The sequence below is a fragment of the Micromonospora sp. WMMD736 genome (genome assembly GCF_049179015.1).
Taxonomy (GTDB): Bacteria; Actinomycetota; Actinomycetes; order Mycobacteriales; family Micromonosporaceae; genus Micromonospora.
The window spans coordinates 1,891,927-1,915,282 of record NZ_JBMHMI010000001.1; the positions used below are offsets into that span (position 1 = coordinate 1,891,927).

17 protein-coding genes and 1 pseudogene are annotated in these 23,356 nt (G+C 70.1%); 14 read left to right on the forward strand and 4 right to left on the reverse strand.

Annotated elements, in window-relative coordinates; all coding sequences use genetic code 11:
* The first annotated feature begins 94 nt into the window (after positions 1-94).
* The 7 genes from ACN269_RS08075 (at position 95) to ACN269_RS08105 (ending at position 8,329) form a co-directional block, all read left to right on the forward strand.
* Positions 95-1,462, forward strand: coding sequence for an extracellular solute-binding protein (locus tag ACN269_RS08075; RefSeq protein WP_421476224.1), 1,368 nt, complete (start codon positions 95-97; stop codon positions 1,460-1,462).
* Positions 1,459-2,406 (forward strand): carbohydrate ABC transporter permease, encoded by a 948-nt coding sequence (locus tag ACN269_RS08080; protein WP_421471837.1) that lies wholly within the window; start codon positions 1,459-1,461, stop codon positions 2,404-2,406. Before ACN269_RS08075 ends, ACN269_RS08080 begins: the two co-directional genes overlap by 4 nt.
* Positions 2,406-3,317 (forward strand): carbohydrate ABC transporter permease, encoded by a 912-nt coding sequence (locus ACN269_RS08085; RefSeq protein WP_421471838.1) that lies wholly within the window; start codon positions 2,406-2,408, stop codon positions 3,315-3,317. Before ACN269_RS08080 ends, ACN269_RS08085 begins: the two co-directional genes overlap by 1 nt.
* Positions 3,317-4,384: an ABC transporter ATP-binding protein gene (locus ACN269_RS08090; protein ID WP_421471839.1), complete on the forward strand. Its 1,068-nt coding sequence runs from the start codon at positions 3,317-3,319 to the stop codon at positions 4,382-4,384. Before ACN269_RS08085 ends, ACN269_RS08090 begins: the two co-directional genes overlap by 1 nt.
* Complete coding sequence (locus tag ACN269_RS08095) at positions 4,384-5,460, forward strand: ABC transporter ATP-binding protein (protein ID WP_421471840.1); 1,077 nt, start codon at positions 4,384-4,386, stop codon at positions 5,458-5,460. The genes ACN269_RS08090 and ACN269_RS08095 overlap by 1 nt, the downstream gene beginning before the upstream one ends.
* 127 nt (positions 5,461-5,587) lie before the next feature.
* Positions 5,588-7,048 (forward strand): NAD-dependent succinate-semialdehyde dehydrogenase, encoded by a 1,461-nt coding sequence (locus ACN269_RS08100; protein WP_421471841.1) that lies wholly within the window; start codon positions 5,588-5,590, stop codon positions 7,046-7,048.
* 63 nt (positions 7,049-7,111) lie between these two features.
* The gene (locus ACN269_RS08105) at positions 7,112-8,329 is read left to right on the forward strand and encodes an iron-containing alcohol dehydrogenase (protein ID WP_421471842.1); all 1,218 of its coding nucleotides are present in this window, start codon (positions 7,112-7,114) and stop codon (positions 8,327-8,329) included.
* 97 nt (positions 8,330-8,426) lie between these two features.
* Here the strand turns inward: ACN269_RS08105 and ACN269_RS08110 are convergent, their stop codons facing one another.
* Positions 8,427-9,710 carry a hypothetical protein gene (locus ACN269_RS08110; protein ID WP_421471843.1) on the reverse strand — a complete coding sequence of 428 codons (1,284 nt, stop codon included), beginning with the start codon at positions 9,708-9,710 and terminating at the stop codon, positions 8,427-8,429.
* Between the two features lie 303 nt (positions 9,711-10,013).
* Between ACN269_RS08110 and ACN269_RS08115 the strand changes: the two genes are divergently transcribed.
* Entirely contained in the window at positions 10,014-10,406 is a 393-nt protein-coding gene (locus ACN269_RS08115) for a hypothetical protein (RefSeq protein WP_421471844.1), read from the forward strand.
* The gene (locus ACN269_RS08120) at positions 10,403-11,917 is read left to right on the forward strand and encodes a CATRA conflict system CASPASE/TPR repeat-associated protein (protein ID WP_421471845.1); all 1,515 of its coding nucleotides are present in this window, start codon (positions 10,403-10,405) and stop codon (positions 11,915-11,917) included. Before ACN269_RS08115 ends, ACN269_RS08120 begins: the two co-directional genes overlap by 4 nt.
* Here the strand turns inward: ACN269_RS08120 and ACN269_RS08125 are convergent.
* Entirely contained in the window at positions 11,905-14,232 is a 2,328-nt protein-coding gene (locus tag ACN269_RS08125; protein ID WP_421471846.1) for a CHAT domain-containing protein, read from the reverse strand. The genes ACN269_RS08120 and ACN269_RS08125 overlap by 13 nt on opposite strands.
* Before the next feature lie 190 nt (positions 14,233-14,422).
* Between ACN269_RS08125 and ACN269_RS08130 the strand changes: the two genes are divergently transcribed.
* The 3 genes from ACN269_RS08130 to ACN269_RS08140 all read left to right on the forward strand — a co-directional run bounded on the left by ACN269_RS08130 (position 14,423) and on the right by ACN269_RS08140 (position 19,487).
* Positions 14,423-15,406, forward strand: a complete 984-nt coding sequence (locus ACN269_RS08130) for a hypothetical protein (RefSeq protein WP_421471847.1) — start codon at positions 14,423-14,425, stop codon at positions 15,404-15,406.
* A gap of 78 nt (positions 15,407-15,484) precedes the next feature.
* The gene (locus ACN269_RS08135; RefSeq protein WP_421471848.1) at positions 15,485-18,556 is read left to right on the forward strand and encodes a hypothetical protein; all 3,072 of its coding nucleotides are present in this window, start codon (positions 15,485-15,487) and stop codon (positions 18,554-18,556) included.
* Between the two features lie 7 nt (positions 18,557-18,563).
* Entirely contained in the window at positions 18,564-19,487 is a 924-nt protein-coding gene (locus ACN269_RS08140) for an AEC family transporter (RefSeq protein ID WP_421471849.1), read from the forward strand.
* A gap of 45 nt (positions 19,488-19,532) precedes the next feature.
* Here ACN269_RS08140 and ACN269_RS08145 read toward each other — a convergent pair whose 3' ends face one another.
* Both ACN269_RS08145 and ACN269_RS08150 read right to left on the reverse strand, forming a co-directional pair.
* Positions 19,533-20,555 (reverse strand): hypothetical protein, encoded by a 1,023-nt coding sequence (locus ACN269_RS08145; protein ID WP_421471850.1) that lies wholly within the window; start codon positions 20,553-20,555, stop codon positions 19,533-19,535.
* 268 nt (positions 20,556-20,823) lie between these two features.
* Positions 20,824-21,855 (reverse strand): hypothetical protein, encoded by a 1,032-nt coding sequence (locus ACN269_RS08150; RefSeq protein WP_421471851.1) that lies wholly within the window; start codon positions 21,853-21,855, stop codon positions 20,824-20,826.
* Between the two features lie 158 nt (positions 21,856-22,013).
* Here ACN269_RS08150 and ACN269_RS08155 point away from each other — a divergent pair.
* Positions 22,014-22,280: pseudogene (locus ACN269_RS08155) on the forward strand (aspartyl/asparaginyl beta-hydroxylase domain-containing protein).
* A 192-nt stretch (positions 22,281-22,472) separates the two neighbouring features.
* The gene (locus ACN269_RS08160) at positions 22,473-23,264 is read left to right on the forward strand and encodes an SCO2525 family SAM-dependent methyltransferase (protein ID WP_421471852.1); all 792 of its coding nucleotides are present in this window, start codon (positions 22,473-22,475) and stop codon (positions 23,262-23,264) included.
* Positions 23,265-23,356 lie beyond the last annotated feature (92 nt).

Sequence of the window (23,356 nt, forward strand, 5' to 3'; positions counted from 1 at the left end):
TCCCCACCCAGAAGGCAGGCATAACATGCGCGATCAGCAGCGAATAGGACGAATGCCCGCTCCCGACCGAAAGGTACGACTGGCAACGGCGGCCATGCTACTGGTGGCCACGACCCTGGCGGCGTGCGGCGGCGGCGACAAGGACGACGACGCGAAGGTGAGCGCCCCCAAGGCACCGGCCGCCGTCCCGGAGCTCAGCAAGGATCCGCTGACCCTCAGCTTCATCTGGTTCGACTGGCCGCCCGCCCAAGCTCTGGAAGCCTTCGCGAACGCGGAGTACAAGAAGGAGCGGCCGAACGCCACCATCAAGGTCAACACCGTGCCGAACGCGAACTGGCACGACGCGATGTTCACCCAGTTCGCCGCGCGCAAGACCGACTTCGACATCGCCATCCTGGACTCGCAGCACATCGGCGAGGCCGTGACGAACGGCAACATCCTCGACCTCACGGACTTCGTCAAGAACAACATCGAGGTGCAGGCCTACGACCCGTACCTCCTGGCGGCCTACGGCCAGTTCCCCCAGGCGGAGACCGGCAAGCGCGACGAGAACGCCAGCCTGTACGGACTGCCGCTGCTCGGCGACACCTGGACGATGATCTACCGCAAGGACCTGATCGGCGACAAGCCGCCGCAGACCTGGGACGAGATGATCTCGGCCGCCGCGAAGTGCCAGGCGGACAACCCCGGCGTGAGCGGACTGGCCTTCCACCAGGCCAACGGCTCCGACGCCGCGGCCGTCACCTACAACACGGTCAACGGCGTCTACGGCGGCAACCTCTGGGACCCGAAGGCACGCAAGATCCAGGGCGTCCTCAACGACGCGGCGGGCCAGGAGGCGATGGACGTCCTGGTCAACAAGATGAAGCCGCTGACCGCCAAGGGCTCCGGCAACTGGTTCATCGACGAGGTGAACGCGGCGGTCGCCCAGGGCAAGGCGTGCATCGCGTTCAACTGGATCGCGGCGAGCGGCGGCCTGCTCGACCCCAAGCAGTCGACGCTCGGCACCACGCGGGAGCAGATCCTCGACAAGCTGGGCTTCGCCACCCTGCCGACCCAGAAGACGAACCTGGTCCCGCTCGGCGGGATGGGAATGCACGTGTCGGCCTACTCCGGCGCGGCGAACCAGGCGGAAGCCCTCAACTTCATGAAGTGGTTCGAGCGGGCTGACGTCCAGAAGAAGTGGGCCGCCGCCGGTGGCGTGCCCTCGCGCACGGACGCGATCCAGTCACCCGAGTTCCTCAACGCCGGGCCGTTCAACAAGGTGTACGCCGACTCGGTCCCGCGGATGCGGGACATGTGGAACGTGCCCGAGTACGCGCGCCTGGTGGACATCGAGAACACCAACGTGAACGCGGCCCTCAACGGCGCCAAGAAGCCGAAGGACGCGCTCGACGACATCGCCAAGGAGCAGCAGAGCGTGCTCGACTCGAGTAACCGCAAGGGCGGCGGCGGGCTGTGAGCGACGCCCCTTCGACGACCGACCACCCCGGGCAGGTGGCGTCCGCGACGCCACCTGCACCGGGTCGGTCCCGCCGGCTGAGCGACCGTGGGCTGGCCGTGGCCTTCATCTCCCCCGCGCTCCTGCTGTTGCTCGCCATGTCGGTGTTTCCGCTGCTGTGGTCGCTGTACCTGTCCTTCACCGACTACTCGGCCACCCGCGGCGGTCCCGCCGAGTTCGTCGGGTTCGGGAACTACACCGCCATCCTGACCTCGGCGCAGGTCCACACGCGGGCCGTGACGACGGTGATCTACGTGATCGGCGCGGTCTCCCTGCAGACCGCGCTCGGTTTCGGCATCGCCTACCTGATCTCCCGGCGCACACGCGGGCGGGGAGCGCTGACCACCCTGTTCCTGGTCCCGATGATGCTGTCGCCGGTCGTGGTCGGGTTGTTCTGGCGCTTCATGCTCGACGCGCAGTTCGGCGTCGTCAACAGCATGCTCGGCTCGGTCGGCCTGGGGCAGGTCGAGTGGCTCACCCGGCAGCGGACGGCCCTGATCTCCCTGATCGTGGTCGACACCTGGCAGTGGACGCCGTTCATCATGCTCATCGCGCTCGCGGGCCTCAGCGCCGTACCCAAGTACCTCTACGAGGCCGCCTCGATCGACCGGGCGTCCGAGTGGTTCAAGTTCCGCACGATCACCCTTCCGCTGGTGTGGCCGCTGCTGCTCATCGCCGTGATGTTCCGGGCCATCGAGGCGTTCCGGCTGTTCGACCTCGTCTACATCCTCACCAACGGAGGGCCGGGGGTCTCCACCGAGACGCTGTCGTTCCACATCTACAAGGTCGCGTTCCTGGGCTTCAACACCGGGACCGCGTCGGCGTACGGAATCCTCATGGTCCTCGTCGTCATCGTCCTCACGCAGCTCTACCTGCGTTATCTGAACAAGCTCAAGGAGGACTGATGGCCGTCTCCGTCGACGAGGCCGTGTCCACCGGTCCGGCCGAGGACCACACACCTCCCGCGCGCCGCTCCGGCGGTCGGGGCCGCTCCGCGGTGGAGGTCGTGCTGCTGACCGTGCTGGCCGCCGTGATGCTCTTTCCGGTGCTGTGGATGGTCGAGACGTCGATCAAGGAGAACCGGGACGTGTACGCCATCCCGGCCAAGTTCTTCGACTTCGCCGTCACGCTGCAGCATTACAAGGACGTGTTCGTCGCTCAGGGCGACGGCCGTACGCCGGTGTCCGTCAGCTTCCTCAACTCCTTCGTGGTCGCCGGCGCCTCCACGGTGCTGGCCACCGTGCTGGGAGTTCCGGCGGCCTGGGCCTATTCACGCTTCGCCGTGAAGGCCAAGAAGGACCAACTGTTCTTCATCCTGTCCACCCGCTTCATGCCGCCCGTGGTGGTGGTGATCCCGATCTTCCTCATGTACCGCCAGGTCGGACTCATCGACAACAAGATCGGCCTGATCCTGATCTACGCCGCGTTCAACGTGCCGTTCACGATCTGGATGATGAAGGGGTTCGTCGACGAGGTGCCCGCGGAGTACGAGGACGCCGCCATGCTCGACGGCTACACCCGGCTCCAGGCGTTCTGGCGGTACACCCTTCCGCAGCTCCTGCCCGGCATCGCCGCGACGGCGGTCTTCGCGCTCATCTTCTCGTGGAACGAGTTCGTGTTCGCCATCTTCCTCACCTCCAGCGACAGCGTCCGCACCGCCCCACCCGCCATCGCCGGCCTGATCGGCGGCACCACCACCGACTGGGGTCTCGTGGCAGCCGCCTCCGTGGTGTTCGCCCTACCGGTGCTCATCTTCGCCTACCTGGTGCGCAAGCACCTCATCGCCGGCGTGACGCTCGGGGCGGTGCGACGCTGATGGCGGGCATCGAGGTAATCGCGCTGCACAAGCGCTACCCGGATGGCACGGTCGCGGTCGAACAGGTGGACCTGTCCATCGGCCACGGCGAGCTGTTCGTGATGCTCGGCCCCTCGGGCTGCGGCAAGACGACCACGCTGCGGGCCATCGCCGGCCTGGAGCGGCAGACGTCCGGCGACATCCGCATCGGTGACACGCTGGTCAACGACCTGCCGCCCGCCGAGCGCGACATCGCCATGGTGTTCCAGTTCTACGCCCTCTACCCGCATCTGCGAACCCGCGACAACCTGGCGTTCCCCCTGCGGGCCGAGGGACTGCCCAAGCAGGAGGTGCACGCGCGGGTCGAGGAGGCCGCGCGGCTGATGCGGCTCGGTCCGCTCCTGGACCGGCGACCGCGCCAACTGTCCGGCGGGGAACAGCAGCGCGTCGCGCTCGCGCGCGCCCTGGTGCGACGACCACGTGCGTTCCTCATGGACGAACCTCTCACCAACCTGGACGCGGAGCTGAGAGCCGACATGCGCACGGAGATCAAGCACCTACAGGGGGAACTGGGGGCGACGATGGTCTACGTCACCCACGACCAGGTCGAGGCGATGTCACTCGGCCACCGGATCGCCATCCTCAACAAGGGCCGCGTGGAGCAGATCGGCACACCGCTGGAGGTCTACGACCGCCCGGCGAGTCTCTTCTGCGCCGCGTTCATCGGCTCCCCGCCGATGAACCTGATCGACGTGGAGGTGGCCGACGGCATGCTGCACGGTCAGGGCGGACTCGTTCTCCCGCCTCCGTCGGACCTGCCGCGCGACCGTCCCCTGGTCGCCGGTGTCCGGCCGGAGGCGCTGGAAGTCACCGCGCCCGGGACGGAGGGCACCATCCCGGCCCGCGTGGTGTCGGCGGAGTGGCTGGGCGACGAGATCATCTACGTGGTCGACCACGGCGGCGAGCGCGACGTACGGGTTCGGATGCCACCGACCATTCGTTTCGCCGCCGACGCGAAGGTCGGGCTGCGGCACACCGGCGGAACCCCGGCGGTCTACGACGTGCGCACGGAAGAGCTGGTGGCCTGATGGGAACCGTGGCAGCGCACGGGCTGCGCAAGTCCTTCGGCAAGGTCCAGGCCCTGGACGGGGTGACGCTCGACGTGCCCGACGGCTCGTTCTTCGTCGTGCTCGGTCCCTCCGGGGCGGGTAAGACGACGACCCTGCGGGCGATCGCCGGCCTGGAGAAGCTCGACGCGGGGTCGGTGCACCTGGACGGACGGGACGCGACCGGTGACGCGCCGGCCGAACGCGACCTGGCCATGGTCTTCCAGAACTACGCCCTCTATCCGCGACACACCGCGTACGAGAACATCGCCTCACCGCTGCGGGCACGCCGCCGATCGTCCAGCGAGATCGCCGCGGCCGTCGAGCAGATGTCGAAGCTGCTGCACATCGAACGTCTGTTGCAGCGTCGTCCCGCGCAGTTGTCGGGCGGCGAGATGCAGCGGGTCGCGCTCGCTCGGGCGCTGGTCCGCAGCCCCCGGGCGTTCCTCATGGACGAGCCGCTGACGAACCTCGACCTCAAGCTCCGCGTCGAGATGCGCACCGAGCTGACCCGCATCCACCGGAGCCTCGGCGCGACCTTCGTCTACGTGACGAACGACCAGGTCGAGGCCCTGTCCATGGCCGACCAGGTCGCCGTCCTCAAGGAGGGCAAGGTACAACAGGTCGGGACGCCGACCGAGGTGTACGAGCGTCCCGCCAACCAGTGGGTGGCCGGGTTCGTCGGTAGCCCGCCGATCAGCCTGCTCGCCTGCCGCGCCGAGGGGGATCGTCTGGTCGGCACGGACGGCTGGACGCTGCCGCGCCCCCGCTGGACCACCGCCGAGGACGGTCGTGCGCTGCTGTTGGGCGTACGCGCGGAGGACCTGTCCGTCGAGCAGCGCGGGGACGCGTCGTTGTCGGGGGAGCTCTACGGGCTCGAGCCGCTCGGTGACCGCACGGTGGTCGACGTCCGGGTGGGGACCGAGATCCTCAAGGTCAAGGCACGACCCACCATCACCGGTACGCCGGGTGAACGGCTGTCGGTCACGGTCGACCTGGACCGGGCGCACCTGTTCGACGCGGACACCGGGCTGTCGCTGTCCGAGGCGGGGCGGTAACCGCGCCGGGCCGACCGAGGCACCTCCGCCCTGCCCCGACGAGGGCGGGTGACCCGTCCGTCGACGCGCACGGCGCGATCGCTGGGGCACTCCGCACAGCACCACGAAGATCACAGGAGGCGACGCAATGAGTGACCCGATGACCGTCCTGGCTGCCGAGCACCGGCGGCTCCGGATCGGCGACGCCTGGCGCGACGCCGCGAGCGGAGGCACCTTCGCCGTCGAGGACCCCGCCACCGGCACGACCATCGCCGAAGTGGCCGACGCCGACGTCGTCGACGGGCTCGCCGCCCTGGAGGCGGCGAGCACGGCGATGCCAGGGTGGGCGGCGACGCCGCCACGGAAACGGTCGGAGTTGTTGACCGCGACCTACCGGGCACTTGTCGAGCGGTCCGAGGAGGTCGCCCGGCTGATCACGCTCGAGATGGGCAAGCCGCTCGTCGAGGCTCGGGCGGAGGTGGCCTACGGCGCGGAGTTCTTCCGCTGGTTCGCCGAGGAGGCGGTACGCGTCGAGGGACGCTACAGCGTCGCCCCCGCGGGCGGATACCGCGTCCTCACCGTGCCGAAGCCGGTCGGACCGTGCGTCTTCGTGACGCCCTGGAACTTCCCGTTGGCCATGGGTGCACGCAAGATCGCTCCGGCGCTCGCCGCGGGCTGTACGACGATCACCAAACCCGCCGCGCAGACGCCACTCACCATGCTCTACCTGGCCCGCCTCATGGAGGAGGTGGGCGTACCGCCGGGCGTCGTCAACGTGGTGACCACCAAGCGTTCCGGCGCGGTGGTCTCGGCGCTGCTGGCCGACAACCGGACCCGCAAGCTGTCGTTCACCGGGTCGACCGAGGTCGGCCGCGTGCTGCTGCGCCAGGCTGCGGAGAACGTGCTGCGTACCTCGATGGAGCTGGGCGGCAACGCGGCCCTGATCGTGTGCGCGGACGCCGACCTGGACGTCGCCGTCGACGGCGCCATGGTGGCCAAGATGCGCAACATCGGGGAGTCCTGCATCGCGGCCAACCGGATCTACGTCGAGGAGCCGGTGCGCGAGGAGTTCACGGCGCGCTTCGTCGAGCGGATGGGCGCGCTGTCGATGGGCCATGGCCTGGACGACGGTGTGGACGTCGGGGCGTTGATCGACGACGTCTCGGTCACCGCGATCGACGAGCTCGTCGCCGACGCGGTGGACCGGGGCGCCCGGGTGTTGGTGGGCGGCAAGCGTCCGGACGGGCCGGGCTACTTCTACCCGCCCACCGTCGTCGTCGACGTTCCCGACGACGCGCGGATGCTGAAGGCGGAGATCTTCGGTCCGGTGGCGCCGATCATCTCGTTCACGTCCGACGACGAGGTGCTGGCGAAGGCCAACGACACCGAACACGGCCTGGTCGGGTACGTCTTCACCCGGGACCTCCAGCGGGCGCTGAGGTTCACCGAGGGGCTGGAGACGGGGATGGTCGGTATCAACCGTGGTCTGATCTCGGACCCGTCAGCTCCGTTCGGGGGCGTGAAGCAGTCCGGCATCGGCAAGGAGGGGTCGCACGAGGGCATCCTCGAGTACCTCGACCTCACCTACGCGGCGATCGACCTGCCGTGACCGGCCTGCCGTCCCGAGCTTGCGCCCCGCACCTCGCCGCCGACGTTCGAAAGAGGCACCGACATGCTTGAGACCGTCCGCGGACCACGCCAGCTGATCGTGGGCGAAGGGGTCGCGCAGAACATCCCACGAGTGGTGGCCGAGAGTGGCTCACGGGTCCTGGTGGTGACCGACAAGGTTCTCCTGGGCCAGCCGGCCGTCGCCGAGATCGTGGCCGCCGTGCGGGAGAGGGTCGACGTCGTCGAGGTGTTCTCGGACGCGACGTCGGACGTGCCGCTCGCCGACGTCGCCGTGGCCGTCTCGGTCGCCGACGAGGTGGACGCCGACGTGATCCTCGCCATCGGCGGTGGCACGGTGATCGACCTCGCCAAGATCGTCGGCGTCATCCGACGCCACGGGGGGACGCCGCGCGACTTCTACGGCGAGTCGAAGGTGCCGGGTCCGACGCTCCCTCTCGTCGCGGTCCCCACGACGTCCGGCACCGGCTCCGAGCTCACCCCCGTCTCGGTACTGACCGACCCGGACCGCGAGCTGAAGGTGGGGGTCTCCAGCGTCCACATCGTCCCCGACTTCGCCATCGTGGACCCCGAACTCACCTACACCTGCCCGCCCACCGTCACCGCCCACTCCGGCATCGACGCGTTCTGCCACGCCGTGGAGAGCTACACCGCGCGACCTCGGCCCCACGGTCCGCGCGACCCGGTGGAGCAGGTGTTCCTCGGCCGCAACCCGATCACCGACCACTACGCGCTCCTGGCCGCGGAGCGGATCGCCCGGAGCCTGCGCCGTGCGGTCCGGGACGGCGGCGACACGGACGCGCGGGCGGACATGTCGTACGGGTCGATGCTCGCCGGACTCGCCTTCTCCCACGCGGGCAACGCGGCCCCGCACGCCCTCCAGTACCCCATCGGCGCGGCCACGCACACCCCGCACGGCCTGGGCGTCGGCCTGCTCCTACCCTATGCGCTGGACGCGGCCCGGGACGCCATCGAAGACCGGCTGGCCATCCTGGCCGGCGTCTGCGGGCTCGAGGTGACCGACGCCTCCGACGCCGAGGCCGCGGAGGCGTTCCTCACCTGGCTCGACGGGCTCCTCGCCGACATCCGCATCCCACGCACCCTGGCGGACATCGGCGTGGCCCGCGCCGACCTGCCACGTTTCGCGGAGATGGCCAGTGGCGTCACCCGGCTGATCCAGAACCACCCGGGCCCGACCGACACCGCCAGCCTGACCGCGATCCTCGAAGCGGCGTGGACCGGAGACCGGACACGACTGTCCTGATTCCGAGCGGCGAGCCGCCCCGAATCATCGTCCGACCGAGCACGCCGTGCTCGGTCGAGTCACGTCGGGGCGGACAGGTCGCAGTCGTTCGACATGGTCAGATCAACGGCTTCTGGAAGGCGCTGTCGGCCTCCTGGAAGGCGCGTTCGACCCGGTCGGCGCGTCCCTTCTCGTCGCGGTACCGGTCGAGGATCTGCCAGCGGCGCCGCCAGCTCCGGTAGTCGGTCTCGGCGCCGGCCTCCCGTCGCAACTGCTCGACCGAGGCGATGAAGTCCGGTTTGGTGCCGCAGCCGATCAGGTTCGCGTCGCCGCGGATCTGGCCGCGTGCCGTGCTGGGGGTCGCGAGCCATCCGGAGAGCGCTTCGACCGCCGCACTGTCGAGGACCTCGAGCTCGACGCAGGGATCGAAGCGAAGTCCGGAGGACAGGGTCGTCCCAGGCGCGATCAGAGCCAGGTGCAGCCGCAGCTGCACGACCGACCGCTCGTGCTCCAGCAACAGCTGCCAGTGGTCGCCGTTCTCCCGCCTGGCCTCGCGCTCGATGTAGCCGTACACCGTCCGGAAACGCTCCAGGTAGGACTGCCGGGCCTCGGACCAGGTCGTGGCGCCGCCGGTGGGGAACAGGCCGAGGTGTTCCATCGCGGGACTCAGGGTGTACATCAGCAGCAGAGCGCGACCGGTCATGATCGCCGGAAGGCGGTAGCTCGTCGGCAGGGCCAATCGTTCCTCGTCCACGTGATGGGTGAAGCCCCACCGCTCTTCGACCTCCTCCGCGGCCCGTAGCGCCCGGTCGCCGAGGTCGGCGGCGTCGGACAGACGGCGGAACATCTGGCTCGTCCACCGTGGCCCGTCGGCCTCGGTCCAGGGCCGGTCGCGATCCTGTTCCTTACCCTCGATCCACCGTCCGACGACGCGTTCGGCGGTGCGGCAGCTGGTGCCGGTCTCGGCGAGCGCGAGTTGCAGCAGCATCTCGTCGAGGTCGCGGAGGTAGCGGTCGGCACCGGCCGAGCCGTGGGTGTCGGCGAAGCTCTGGTGCTTGAGGCGGGCCTCCTGGTGCAGGATCCACGCGTCGTCGTACCCGGTCTCGGTGTCCCGCTTGGACGCGACCAGCGCCGCGCAGCGGATGGCGCCCAGGGCGCGCACCGCGTAGTGCGGCCACGGTAGCCGGCGTGCGACGTTGGTGGTCCGCTGGATCTGCTCCACCGCATGGTCCACCTCCGGCCGCTTCTCGGCCGGCAGGTTCTCCCAGTCCGCCGGCACGTTCCACAACCGGGCGAGGGAGACCTCCAGCAGCAGCCAGCCCATCAGCGGAAGCACTTCCGCGATCTTCTCCGGCGGTGTCCGAGTCTGCTGACCGGTCAGATAGGTGCGATATTCGGTCACATCATCTTCGATCTCCGAAAGGAGGTCATCGGTAACTTTGGCCTTCTTTTCGCGAATCAGGCGGCAGAGCTCGCGGATTCGTTCGGCGCTCATCATGAGGATCCGACCTCCCGCACCGGTACGGATGACAGGTAATGGCAGATCAACCAGCGTAGTCGCCCATTCGCATTCGGCGTCCCCGCCCGGACCGCCACTGTCGGGTTTCCGATCGAATTGCGCTGGCTCGATCTGTGGACACGGATGGCTAGCCTTGGGCCCATCCGTGCCCGGGCGCGTATTCGGATACGACCACGAGGATGCGACATGACGACACCAGCCTCGCCGAACGACCACCTCCTGATCGACCTGGCCGCCTTGAGTGATCTGCTGCCGAGAGTCGACCGATGGAGGCTCACCCCGGAGAAGTGGGTCGCGGTGAAGTCGGCATTGGCCGATCTCGACGCCGCCTACGGCCGCGCGGACGCCAACGGGATCAGCGACGCTCTTGATCTCCTGATCGAGTTCGAGGACGGTATGCGGGTACCGATAAGCGGTCTCGGCAGCCGCCGCGACCCGACCGCCCGTTCCGTCCCGCAGATGGCCGTGCCGGGTGGTGCCGAGGTGAGCGATTTGGTGGCGGCCCTGCGGGCGAAGACCGACACGGCGCTGCGTACCGCCGAAGACCGGCCGGACGGCAGGGAGGCGGACCGCGCGTGACACTCATCCGACCGGCGCTGCTGGTGCACGACTTCCGGCGGATATCGGGCCGGGCGGTCCCGGACGAGGCGGTGACCCGCTGGGCGGCGATCTGGACCGGACTGGAGATGGCACTGGCCGGCACGGCGGAACGTCCGGCGCTGCCGGACGACGCGCGGCGCGGCGAGACGAACGTCCTGCAGTGGGCTCAACGGCCACGGACCGGCGCGGACTGGCCTCCCCCACTCCACGAGGCCGCGCTCTGGAGCACCGGCGACGACCTCTGCATCTCCACGATCCTCGCCCCGAACTCCACCGAGCGGTCCTGGACGGAGCTGGAACGAGAGTTCGCCGATCGGTTGCCCGACTCGTCCCGGTCGCTGGGCCACCGCCTCGGCGACGAGTACGACCTCGGTGGCGCCCGCGTGTATCAGGCTCTCCTCGACCGCGCACCCTCCGAGGACGAGCTACCCGAGCTGGCCCGTCTGGTCGCCGACGGGCTTCCCGACGAACTCGACTACGACTGGTCGCAGCAGTGGAGTCGGACCCGGCAGGACTTCATGCTGTGGGAGCTTCCGGCGACGACCGACCGGGTCCGGCGGTTGGTCCTGCTGGCCCATCAGGACAGTGAGCGCGCCCTGGACACCTTCTCCTGGAGCCCCGGTGAGAACGAGGTGGGTCTGCTCAGCAAGTACCTGCTCGACGCGGCGAAACTGCGGTATCTGGATCGCGCCCATCGCATCCTGGCGCCGGAGCTGGACGGTCTCAGGTCGGCGACCGATCGGGCGGCGACCGACCTGTTCGCGATGCACGGCACGGTGACGGCTCTGTCGCCGCAGCTGACGACGGCCGAGGCGAAGCTTCACGACATCCGGATCCGCTCCGGCGGCCTGGCCGAGAAGGTGTCCCGGCTGCAGCGGATCGGGCACGACGTCACCGCGGCTGAGACGAACATACGGGCCAACGTCCCGGTCCGCGCCGAGGGCGCCGGTCCGGTCGCGGGCGACCTGACGATGGCGGAGCAGATCCGTGAGCGGGTGGCGCACGACGTCCGGTTGGCGCAGGATTCCACCGGTAACGCCGACCGGGTGGCCGCCTCGACGGCGATCGTGGTGCAGCGCGGCCTGAGCCTGTACGAGCAGCGGATCGGGGTCGTCCAGGCGTCGCTGATCGGGGCGATCCTGATGATCCTGGCCGCGATCCAGGCGCTGGAACCCGACCTGCGGGGCATCCCCGCCGGCTTACACCTGCCCCTGATCGTGATGCTGGGCGGTCTGGCGCTGGCCCTCCCGAACGTGTTGTTCCGGCTGTCCCGCAACGCCCCCGGGGATCTGCCGCTCAAGGTGTTCGACGGTGTCGCGATGGTGGCCGCGGCCGGTGGCGTCTCGTGGTTCGGAGCGCAACTCGTCTCGTACCTGATCCGTGGCCGTTTCCTGGACGCCTGGGGCGTGATCGCCTGCGTCGGTGCCGGCATGGCCGCCGTGGGCGGCGCCGCCCTGCTGTGGGCGCGGCGCCGGGATCAGCGGACGTAGGCGCTGAGCAGCGCCCAGTCAAGACGCGAGCTGTGCAGCGACGCCAGTTGAAGGTCGCGCAGCTCCAGGTCGAGCCGGGTCGGACGGCGCCGGATCGCGTTGATCATGTTCGCCGTGTTCCGGCTCGCCCAGGCGTCGCTGATCTCGTCGATCGCGGCCACCACGCATCGGGCGCCGCCGGTCAGGATCGCCATCACCAGGCTCAGCGGCTCAGCGTCGTCAGGATTGTGCAGCCGACCGACCCGGCAGGAGGCCATCAGCACCGAGGGCGGCCACTCCAGGCTCAGTGCCTGCGCCGCCGGCAACGGCCGCGGCGGCAGGAACAGGCGCTGTTCCAGTCCGGTGCCGTCGCCGTGGCACGCGATGTGCAGCAGCCCGCCGTCGAAGGCCCGGTCGCGCAGCACCGAGACCAGGTCGGCGTCGACGGTGGTGGCACGTCCGTCCGGCCAGTCGCACCGCTGCAGAACGGACGAGGCCGGTCCCAGGTGCCAGGCGGTCCGCTCGGCTGCCAGGAAGCGCAGGTCGGGTGCCAGGCACACCAGGGCTGGGGACTCGACCGTGGGCGGCGCGGTGGAGTCCAGACAGGTCAGCACGGGACACTGGGTGAGGACGGCGCGTTCGACGAGTCGGGTACCGAGGTCGTCGATGCACAGGGCGGCCCAGGGCAGGAGACTGAGCTCCGCGTGCGCGGAGATCAGCAGTTCCACCGGTGCCGGTTCCGTCGCTGCGAGCAGCGTCCGGGTGATCGTGTCGGGTAGCAGTTCCTGCGCCAGTGTCCGCCAGTCCGGACCGTCCTGGGCGGTCATCTCCGGCAGCCGGTCCACCCACGGCTCGCCCGGCCCGCCGGCTGGCTGATCTGTCGCGCCGGTGAAGAACGCGTGGAACGCCGGTCCCGGTCGGAACCGCTCGAATTCGGCGGGGCCGCCGACCGGTGGGAGGACCGAACGAAACCAGTCGTCGCGCTGTTCGCTCAGGGTGTTCGGCAGGGCGACGTAGTCCACGGCCCACCGGTCGCCGACCCGCTCCCGGATCTCGGCGATCGCTGCCGGCTCGGGCAGGACCGTCTCGGCCAGCATCGTCGAGGTGGTCTGCGCGATCCAGCCGTTGACCCGCCGCAGGCGCTCCTCGGTTGATTCGCCGGTGGTCGCGGCCAGGCTCTCCACCGGGGGGTCCTCGATCTCGGCGACCTCCTCCAGCAGGCTACGCAGCTGCGGGCTCATCAGCAGGCTCTGCTGCCGGATCCGGGCCGCGAATCCGGTCTGTTTGGCCGACAGGGCGGCCTGTAGGCCCAGCTCGGCACCAGCCCCGCCGGGAAGGTCGCTGGCCAGCAGCGCGATGTCGCCGAAGATCCGCCGAAACACCGTGGACAGCGGCGTCTGTGAGCGCGCGATGACCCGCCACCTGCCCCGGATTCGTTCGGTGATCTCCAGGGCCAGGCAGCCGAGATCGCGGGCCTCGGCGGCCTCCACCTCGCTGGCCGCGGTCACGGCGCTGCACTCGGCGAGGCTCTGCACAAGCGACAGGTGGTAGATCTCGACGGACTCCACGTTGAGCCGGATCCGGGTGTAGTCGCGACCGCCAGCCGACATCCGGGCCCGGGTCACCGTGCGGAAGCCGTCACGAGCATCGGCGAATCGCTGCCGGGCCTGCTCGTGCTCGCCGAGCGCCCAGTGCGCCAGGGCGATCGCGAAGTCGAGTCGATGGCGTGTGACGCATTCGGGCTGCCCCTCGGCCTCCCACTCGGCGCACTTGCCGTCGAGCAGAGCGGGTACGTCCGCCGCCCGGCCGGACAGCAGAAGGCACATGGCGTACTCGTACATGTAGAGGCCCCAATGCGGCTCCGCACCGGTGTTGAAGAGGCTGTTCAACGGCACCGAGACCAATTCGAGCGCCGTTTCGTATTCGCCGTTCATCCGCAGGTGCCGGGCCCGCCGATAGGTGTTGAACACGCTCAGCGCCAGATCGTGGTCGAGGGCCGCCTCCCACGGGACGTCGCTCTTCAACTCGGCGGCGGCGCGGGCGAACAACTCGGCCGGTTCGTCGTCGCCACCCAGGGGTTCGGCGATGTGCCGGCAGAAGCTGAGCAGGCTGGCGGCGTAGGAGCAGGCCTGCGAGCGGATCGCCCATTCCGGAGACCGGGTCTCGGCAAGGTAGTGCGACAGGGCGACGGAGAACACCCCGGCTTCCCGCTCCTCGTCACGCAGCAGGTGTTCGCGCTGGCGCACGATTCCGACGGCGACGTCCGCCTCACTCGCCAGCTGCAGAAGATCGTCGCGGCGGACGGCCCGGAGAACCGCACCAGGAAGGACGGTCACGGGAGTATCCAATATCGCGCACGGTATTGCCGCGTGCGGGATGACGGATACCCGACACGGGCTATCGCCGCCCGCTCGCGTACGGTCGCCGGGCTCATGTGTACCGGTGCTCCCGCGCGATCGGGTAGCGTGTCGCGCAGGACCGGATCGTGCGCGATCGATGACGGCCAGGAGAGGAAACGGGCAGGCGATGACGTCGTTTCCTGTGGTTCCGCTGCCGAACTGGCCGGCCGGCGGTCTCCCGTCGGGCATGATGTCCGACCAGATCCGTGAGTGGGTCGAGTCGCCGGCACTCGCCGCGCTCGTCAAGGCCTTCGGTGGCGAGGTTCCCGACGGTCCCCTCACGGACCAACTGGCCTATCTGGAGGGTTTTTCGGCCGTCTGGGATTCCCGTGCGGGTGGCGAGCGGTTCAACGCGCGCTACCGCGACTACACCGACGATATCGACGGCCTGATCATGGACACGACCGGAGCGCTCGGGCTGGCCGATCGGCAGCGTCCGCAGCGGTCGCACTACGACCATGTTCTCGTTCTGGGCGGTGGTCGGATCACCGGCAGGGCCCGATCGCGGTACGCCGCGCACCTGCTGGAGACCGGGGTTTCCACCGAGACGGTCGTCGGTCTCGGCAGCCTGCGGGTGCTGCCGCCGGCCGGCGAGTCCGTGGATCCGGGTTCGGCCGCCGACCTGACCGAGGGCGACGCCATGCAGCGGGGCCTACGGGAGGCGTTCGCCGCGACCGGCCCTACCGAGGAGCGGGCAGGCACCACCGCCGACGGCAACGACTGGTGGGTCCGCAGCTATCCGTGCGCCGACCGGACCGTGTACGTCGTAGCTGCCCCTTCCCGGCGTCCCGGGCAGCGCGCGAACACGGCCGACACCCTGCACGGCTGGGCCGATCTGGTGCGGCGGCCGACCGCGGCGGAAACCGTGCTGCTGGTGACCACCGACCTGTACGTGCCGTTCCAGCACGTCGACGCGATCACGACGCTGGGTGTGGAGCTGCGGTGCGGGATCGAGACCGTCGGGTTCGACCGCCGCTCGTTCGCACACTGGCCGAGTGGTCCCGGCGACCCGGGAGAACTGCTGCAGGAGACCCGCTCGGCGATTCATTCGTTGCAGCGCCTGCTCGACCGGGTCGCGGACGCGGAGCGGATGTCCGACGTCGAGGTCTGACGACCCACGGATGGACGTCACCGCCGCGACGGAACCCACTCCGGGGACGAAGGCGGGTGCGACCACTACCATGCGAGCGTGGCTCACGTTGCCCAGGCTCGCAGGCCGTACCCACTGCTCGTGGCCGCGGCGGTCGTGGTGGCCCTCGGCGCGGCGACGGCCTGGGCGGTCGGCGACACGCTGGGGCTGAGCCACTCCCCCGCCGCCGTGCCCGCCGAGGAGTCCGTCGCGGCGCCCGCGCGGACGCCCGCGCCGGTCCCACCGTTGGCGTCCCTCGTCGTACCCGACGATCCCCGGCTCACCAAGGCCGCGACCGCCGTCGCCGACGCGGTCGTGTTCCGTGGCCTGCCCCGGCCGGTGCTCGCCCCCGTGCGGTCCGCGACCGCCGCGCCGGGCACCGACAACGCGGACGGTGCACCCCCCGACCTGTCGGTGGTCCGCACGCTGCGGGCGGGCGTGCTGGCCGCGCTCAGTGAGACGCCGGAGTCGTACCGGTTCGACGTGCGCGGCACCGAGTTGGCCGTCCAGGGCGGTGACGTCGCGGGCGTGGCAGCCGGGATGTACCGCCTGGCCGACCGGATCCGCTCCGGCGCCGAGGTGCTGCCCGCGGCGGACACCGCCCGGGTGGTCGCCCCCCGGCTCGGCCTGCGGCTGACCGACGCCGGTTCGGTGGGCCGCGAGCCCGACCCGGTCGCCTTCGCCGCCGGGGACGACTACGGCCTGAACACCGACGTGGTCGCCTCGGCGGTGCTGTCCCGCGCGCCGTGGGTGGACGCCGACGCGGTGGCCCGCATCGACGCGCAGTTTCGTCAGCTCGTCGACCACTCGGTGGCGCAGGGATACAACGGGATCGTCGTGCCCGGCTTCCTGGAGTACGTCACGTTCGCGAAGGTCGGCGACGGACGCGCGGTCTACCCGCCCGGCGACCCGCACGTCGACCGGGCCCGGGCGATGGTCGCGGCGTTCGGGCCCGTCTTCCGGTACGCCGAGGACATGGGCATGAAGGTCTTCCTGCTGACCGACATGCTCGCGGTGTCGCCCCCGCTGGAGGCGTACCTGACCCGGACCGTCGGCGGCCTCGACGTGGCCGACCCCCGGCTGTGGGCGGTCTACCAGGCCGGTCTGGCCGAGCTGTTCGAGAGCATGCCCTTCGTCGACGGCCTGATGGTCCGCATCGGCGAGGGCGGCGAGGTGTACGCCGGAACCGGCTGGGACTACTCGTCCCGGCTCGCGGTCACGACGGAGGCGTCGGTTCGCGCGATGCTACGGGCGCTGCTGGACACGGCGGGCCCGGCCGGTAAAGAGATCATCTTCCGGACCTGGACGGTGGGCGTCGGCGCGGTCGGCGACCTGCACACCAACCCGACGTCGTACGCGCGGGTCCTCGGCGGGCTCGACGACCCGCACCTGATCGTGTCCACCAAGTACACCCTGGGCGACTTCTACAGCCACCTGCCGCTGAACACCACCCTGCTGGGCGGCGCGCACCGCCGCATCGTGGAGTTCCAGGCCCGGCGCGAGTTCGAGGCGTTCGGCTCGCTGCCCAACGACCTCGGTCCGTTGCACCGCCAGGCGCTGCGCGCGTTCCTCGCCGCCAACCCGAACGTCGAGGGTGTCTGGAACTGGACGCAGGACGGCGGGCCGCTGCGCGCCGGGCCCATGTCGCTGTACCTGCGCGCCGGGTTCTGGCAGCTCTACGACCTCAACACGTACGCCGTCGGCCGCCTGGCCTGGGACCCGCAGGCCGACCCGGCGCAGGTGACGGCGGACTGGGCGTACCGCACGTTCTCCGGCGACCCGGGCACCGTCGCCGCGATCGGGCAGGCGATGGCGTTGTCCCGCCAGGCGGTCACCAAGGGCCTCTACATCGGTCCGTACGCCGACGAGTCGGTACGGGCGCTCGGGCTGGAACCGCCGCCCATGATGTGGATCTTCGAGTGGGACATCCCGACCGGCGACTCCGCGGCACTGGACAGCATCTACGCGGTGACCGGCGGCCGCGTCGAGGAGGCGATCGACGAGGGTACGCAGGCCGTCGTGCTGGCCCGACGCATGCGCGACCTGGTGGCCGCGACCGACCCGGCGACCTGGCGGGACGCCGAGCTGCGCGGGCGCTTCACCGCGACGCTCGACTACCAGGTCGACCTGTTCGAGACGCTCGGCGCGTACCGGACCATGGTGCTGCGGCACGCGCAGTGGCTGGAGACGGGCGCACCGGCCGCCCGCCACGACTGGCGGCGGGCAGCGGCGGCATACCAGGATGCGCGCGACGCGCACCGGCAGCGCTACGGCGCCGACCTGGACCTGCCGGCGTACAACTTCACCGCCGCCGACATCGGGGCGCGGCGGGCCGACCGGGACCCGGCGATGGCCTGGACGGCGCGGGCGCTGCTCGCGTCGATCCTGCTGGTGCTGCTGCTCGGCCTGCGCGGTCGCGGTTTCGGCGCGGCCGCCGCGCGCGGGTTGCTGCTCGGCGTGCTCCGGCCGTGGCGGGTCGCCGCGCTGCCGACGCCACCGGCGCGGGCGGATCGCGTGTTGGTGTGGCTGCTCCCGGCCGTGGCCCTGGTGGCGAGCCGGCTCGTGTCCACGTGGTTCGCCGCGCCGGCACACCTGCTGGTCACCCTCGGCGGGTGGGCGCTGTTCGCCCTCGTCGTACGCCTCGTCGTCGGCCGCCGGGATCCGTTCCACCTGTGGGCCGCGCTCGGCAGCGTCGCGCTGCTGCGCAGCGCGCTGCTGCTCGCGGCACTCGCCGTACGCGGGCCCGGCGGGTACTGGTTCGCCTTCTGGACCGCGCCGGGCCTGCGCGCGGCGTACGTCACCGTCGCGTTCGCGGCGTTCTGCTGGCTGTTCGTGGTCGTCGCCGTGGTCCTGCGGGACCGGTACGGCCTGCGCCGCCGCAGCGCCGTCGGGATGACCCTCACCGCCGTGGGCGTACCCCTGGGCGCACTGTCCGCCCTGGTCTCGGCGGTGGGCCTGGAACGCGCGTTGACGGTGTGGAACGACCAGCTCGCGCTGCTGCCCTGGGGCCTGTCCCGCATCCTCGGCATCACCGTCTACCTCGGCGTCCCCACCCAACTCCCGGCGTACACCGCCGCTGCCGGGATCGCCCTGGCCGCCGCCGGTCTGCTCCTGTCACTCCGCCGCGGGTGACCCTCGGATGAGTGTGGTGTCGGCGTTCGTACCGATCTGGGTCCTCACCGCGCTCGGCTACGTGGCCTGTCGTTGGGGCCTGCTCGGCGAGGCGGTGGCATCGGTGCTCGGCCGGTTCGTGTTCCACCTGGCGATGCCGTCGGCCCTCTTCCTGGCCCTGTCCCGAATGCCGCTCTCCGGGTTCGCCGGCCGCTGGCTGCTCGCCTTTGGAGTGAGCACCGTCGCAGTCGTCGGATTCGGCTGGGTCGCCGCGAGTCGGCTGTTCGGTCGCGCACCCGCCGAACGGCCGATCTGGGGCATGGCCGCCGGGTACGTGAACTCGGCGAACCTCGGCATCCCGATCGCGACGCAGGTGCTCGGCAACGTGTCGTTCCTGGCGGAGGTGGTACTGCTACAGGTGCTGGTGGTGACGCCCGTGGTCCTGATCGCCCTGGACCGGCACCGCGACCCGGCCGGGCGGGTACGGGTCCGCCGGATCGCCTCCCTACCGGTACGCAACCCGGTGATCCTGGCATCGCTGCTCGGTGTGGTGTGCTCGGCGGCCGGCGTGCGCCTGCCGTCGGCGGCCGACGCGTCGCTCGCCCTGCTGGCGGCCGCCGCGGTTCCGGCCGCTCTGGTCGCGCTCGGCGCGTCGCTGCACCGCACGGCGCCCTCGCGGGCGGAACCGACCGGCCCGGCCGAACTGGCCGTGATCGCCGCGCTGAAGCTCGTCGCACAGCCGGCCATCGCGTACGCGGTCGGGCTGGCTCTGCACCTGTCGGGACCGCAGTTGCTCGCCGTGGTGGTGTGCGCGGGCCTGCCGACAGCGCAGAACACGTTCATCTTCGGCCAGGAGTACGGCGTCGGCGAGACGGTGGCCAACCGGGCGGTGGTCGTGACCACGACGCTGTCGCTGGGCACCCTGGTCGCGGCGGCGACCCTGCTCGGATAGGTCCATCCCAGCCCGCCCGGTGCGCAGGTCGTGGCGGCGACCATGTCAACAGTCGGTCCACCGCACCGGGAGCAGTCGGGCGGCGCTGTTCGTGCTACCGACGACGAGGCCGTCGTCGGCGATTTCCCAGCCGATGGCGATTTGGACGCCCGGGATGGCGCCGGGCAGGGTGACGAGCCGGTCGCCGTGGTCGACGGCTCGGGTGCCGAGCACCGCGCCCTGACTGTTGACGTCGTTCGGCAAGCCCAGCGCCGGGTGCACGGCGGTGGCCACGCCGGTGCGCAGATCCCAGCGGACCCCGGTGCTGTCCTCGTCCTCGCTGCCGGTGCCGAAGCGGCCGATCGCCCAGTTCCCGCGAGCCGCGTGGACCCACGCCCACCGGGCACCGGGGACGGTGAGTCGGTCGGTCCTCCCGTCGGGACGGCGTACCCAGCCGAACACGGCGGTGCCGCCGACGATGGTGCCGTCGTCGAAGATCTCCACCGTGCCAGAGTTGGACGGGGCGTCGATCGCCTCGACCGTGCCCGGTCGGTCGGCGGGCCAGAACAGCGGCAGAGCCGTCTCGGTCTGCTCGACGGCGCCGGCGCCGACGATGTCGCCGCGCGCGTTGATACTCCGCGCCCCGACGTTGGCGACCACTGGTGGGACGGGTAGCCACTCCAGCCTCCCCTGGACGTAGCGCCAGGGGCGGTAGACGTCACCGACATAGGCGGTGCCGATGACGACGCCGTACCGATTGATGCTGTGGACCTGCGGCTCCGTCTGGAATTCGACGACGGTGAGACGGGGTTGGTTGAACACCCCGGGCCGGGTGGCCCAGAGCAGCAGCAACGGCTGCCGATTGTCCCCATCGACTCGGTAGCCGATACCGGCGATGAATCGACCGGTCGGGTCGACCACCCGAGCGTCGCCATTCAGGTTCGCGGGCAGGGGCAGTGGTCGGAGCGTGCAGGCTGACCCGGTTCGCGCCTGCGGGCCGGCCGTGGCGACGCCGGGCAGGCCCAGCGTCGCGACGAGGACGCCAGCGGTCAGACCGGCCAGGAAACCTTTACCAGCAACCCGGGTCATCTCTGCCTCCAGTGACGCGCGGTGGTGATGTGCTCACACCAAAGCACGCCGACGTCGCCACCGGAAGTGCTCTGCCGGTAGCTGTGCAGGGGACCGGGTCGGGGTTGATCAGGGAACGCCGCCGCCGTCGACTCATCAGTGCGAAACAGGCGGTGAGCACCACCAGCTCCACTTCGGCCCACTCGCCCGTGACGTCGACGCGGATCGGCCCGCCCAGTCGGCCGGCGAGGCGCACGGCGAGGCGGTTCCCGTCGCGGACCAGCCTTGCTCACCTGCCGTCCGCTTTCCGGGGCCACTCCGCGGCCTCCGGAAGCGTGTCGAAGATGCGGTCCATGGTGTACGGCTCGTAGATCGTCTCGGACTCGGCGATCTTGTCCCAGTCGGAGTCCGTCAACTGGAACATCCACAGGGCGTCCAACTCGAAGTCGCCATGCCCTTCGGGAAGGTGGGCGAACTCCTGCTTCATGCTCTCGACGTCTAGTCCGGAGCCCGTCATGTGACCGGCGAGGTGAGAGCGCGCGGCCTCGTCGAGCATGAGCAGCTCCGCTATGGTGTGCGGCACCGGCGTCACTCCCCTGGCCAGCAGAGCACACAGGTCGATGCAGGTCTGCGCGAGCCGAGCGAAGAATTGCGGCGGCTGCGCGATCAACGAGCGGGGAAACCCGACCGCGGGGCCTTCGTACCCCCACATGAGGCCCTCCGCCTGGTCGACAAGGACCTCCGCCGTGCCGCTCAGCGACTGGTAGAGCGCGGCCGCCCAGCGGGGGCCGACGTCCCAGACCCCACATGGGCACGGGTCGTCCTCCTCGTCCAGACTCGCCGTCACACACCGACACGATCCGCCGGGGGCGCACTGGTTGCGACCGGCGTCATCGTTCCGGCGTTCCGCGTGCGCCGGACAGCCGTCGCAGTAGTCGCACCCATCGGTGGGGCACTGCGCGACGGGGAACAGTCGCATCCAGTCGATCTCGCTACCGTCCACCGGCAGTTCGGGGACGTCGAGTTCGGTCACGAACCAGGTGGCGAGGAAATCCCGTTCGTCGGTGTCGTCGACACGCTGTCGTGCTGCCTGTTCGAGCCCGGCTCGAACGCTTGCGGGCAGGCTGAGCCAGAGGCCGGAAAGAGCTTCCTTTCCCCGCTGGGGGGAGTTCAACAGGTTGCAGATGGCGACGGCGTGGTGCGGCCAATCGACGGTCGCGATGGCATCCAGTTCGTTGCCGTTGCCTTTGTCCACAATCGCCATGACACGCGACTTGGTGGTGGTGTGTTGGGGTACAAAGGCGATCACTTTTCTAGGCACGACGACTCCTCCCGAACGCGCATGAGGGCACGCGGGGTAGATGAAGAAAGATCCGGGGCCGCGCTGGTTGTCTCGGTGCTTCCGTAGACTCCGCTTCGCGGAAGGTGAAAGTAGCATGCCTGTCAACTACAGGAGCGGATCGCGGAGACGGCATCAGGGTGAAGCCCCACGAAGGCCGGGTGACCACCGTGTACCGGGCCCACCTCGGCCTGGTCGTACCCGACGGTGACTACGCACTGAGGATGGGCAACCAGAACCGACGCTGACACGAGGGCTGCATCCTCATGTTCGACGACGCGGTCAAGCACGAAGCAGGGAGCCCTACCGACGATTCCCGCACCGTGCTGTTGCTCGACCTCCTGCCTCCGGGCCAGTCCACGGATCAACTCGACGAACTCGCTCCCGAGGTCGCAGAGCACCGGTGATACCGAAGCTGACTATCCGCACCCCTGCGGCGAGGCCCCGGCCCGGGGCCACAGCGACTGTCGGGGACATCTCCGGTGCGCGATGGGGTTCCTACCCTTGTAAGCCCCCACCATCATCGATACATAATGGGCAGTGCGCTGGGCGTCGCATCAGCGACCAATGTGATCCGCCGAACCGATGGAGGTCCGTCCATGGCGTTGACCCCGGCGACTGGGGGCGGTTCCGGCGAGTCGACGCCACGCTCGCCGATTCAGTCGCCGAGGCAGATCAATTCCGACGTCGAGTGGGACAGCTTCGACCCGCAGGCATATGTCCGGCACAACTACGCCGATCTGCGGCCTGACGATCGGGAGATCCTCTGCCGCATCCGAGATTTCTTCGCCGAGGCGAAGCTCTCCGACGCGCAGTGCGTCGACGTGGGGTCGGGGGCAAATCTGTACCCGGCGCTGTCGCTTCTGCCGTTCGCGAAGGCCGTCGACCTGTGCGAATGGTCGACAGCCAACGTGAACTGGCTGCGCACGCAGGTCGACAGCTACGACGAACTCTGGGACCCGTACTGGCAGGTCTGCGCGGAACACCCGGCGTACGCGGCACTGGCGGACCCGCGCGAGCGCCTGGCGCAGGTGGGCCGGGTGGTGCGGGCCAGCGTCTTCACCCTGCCGAGGCACGCCTGGAACGCCGGGACGATGTTCTTCGTGGCCTGCTCCATCTCGGCCGACCAGGCCGAGGCCGAGCACGCGATCGCTCGCTTCCTGGACGCGCTGCGGCCCAGGTCGCCCTTCGCCGTCACGGTCATGCTCGGATCACTCGGCTACAGCGTCGGTCGGCGGCGGTTCCCGGCGGTGGCACTGCAACGCGCCGAGGTGGTGGCCACCATCGCGGCGGGCGCGGACGACCTGGACGTCCACGAGGTACGGCCCAAGCCGCCGCTGCGGGACGGATATGTGGGCATGCTGCTGGCCACCGGCCGGACCCGCGGATAGCGCCCATGCGTACCGGCGGAATGCGCCGACCTCGTGCTGTCGGCGCGGCGTGGCGACGCGGCATTCGACCGCGCCCGATGAGCCGGATTGCC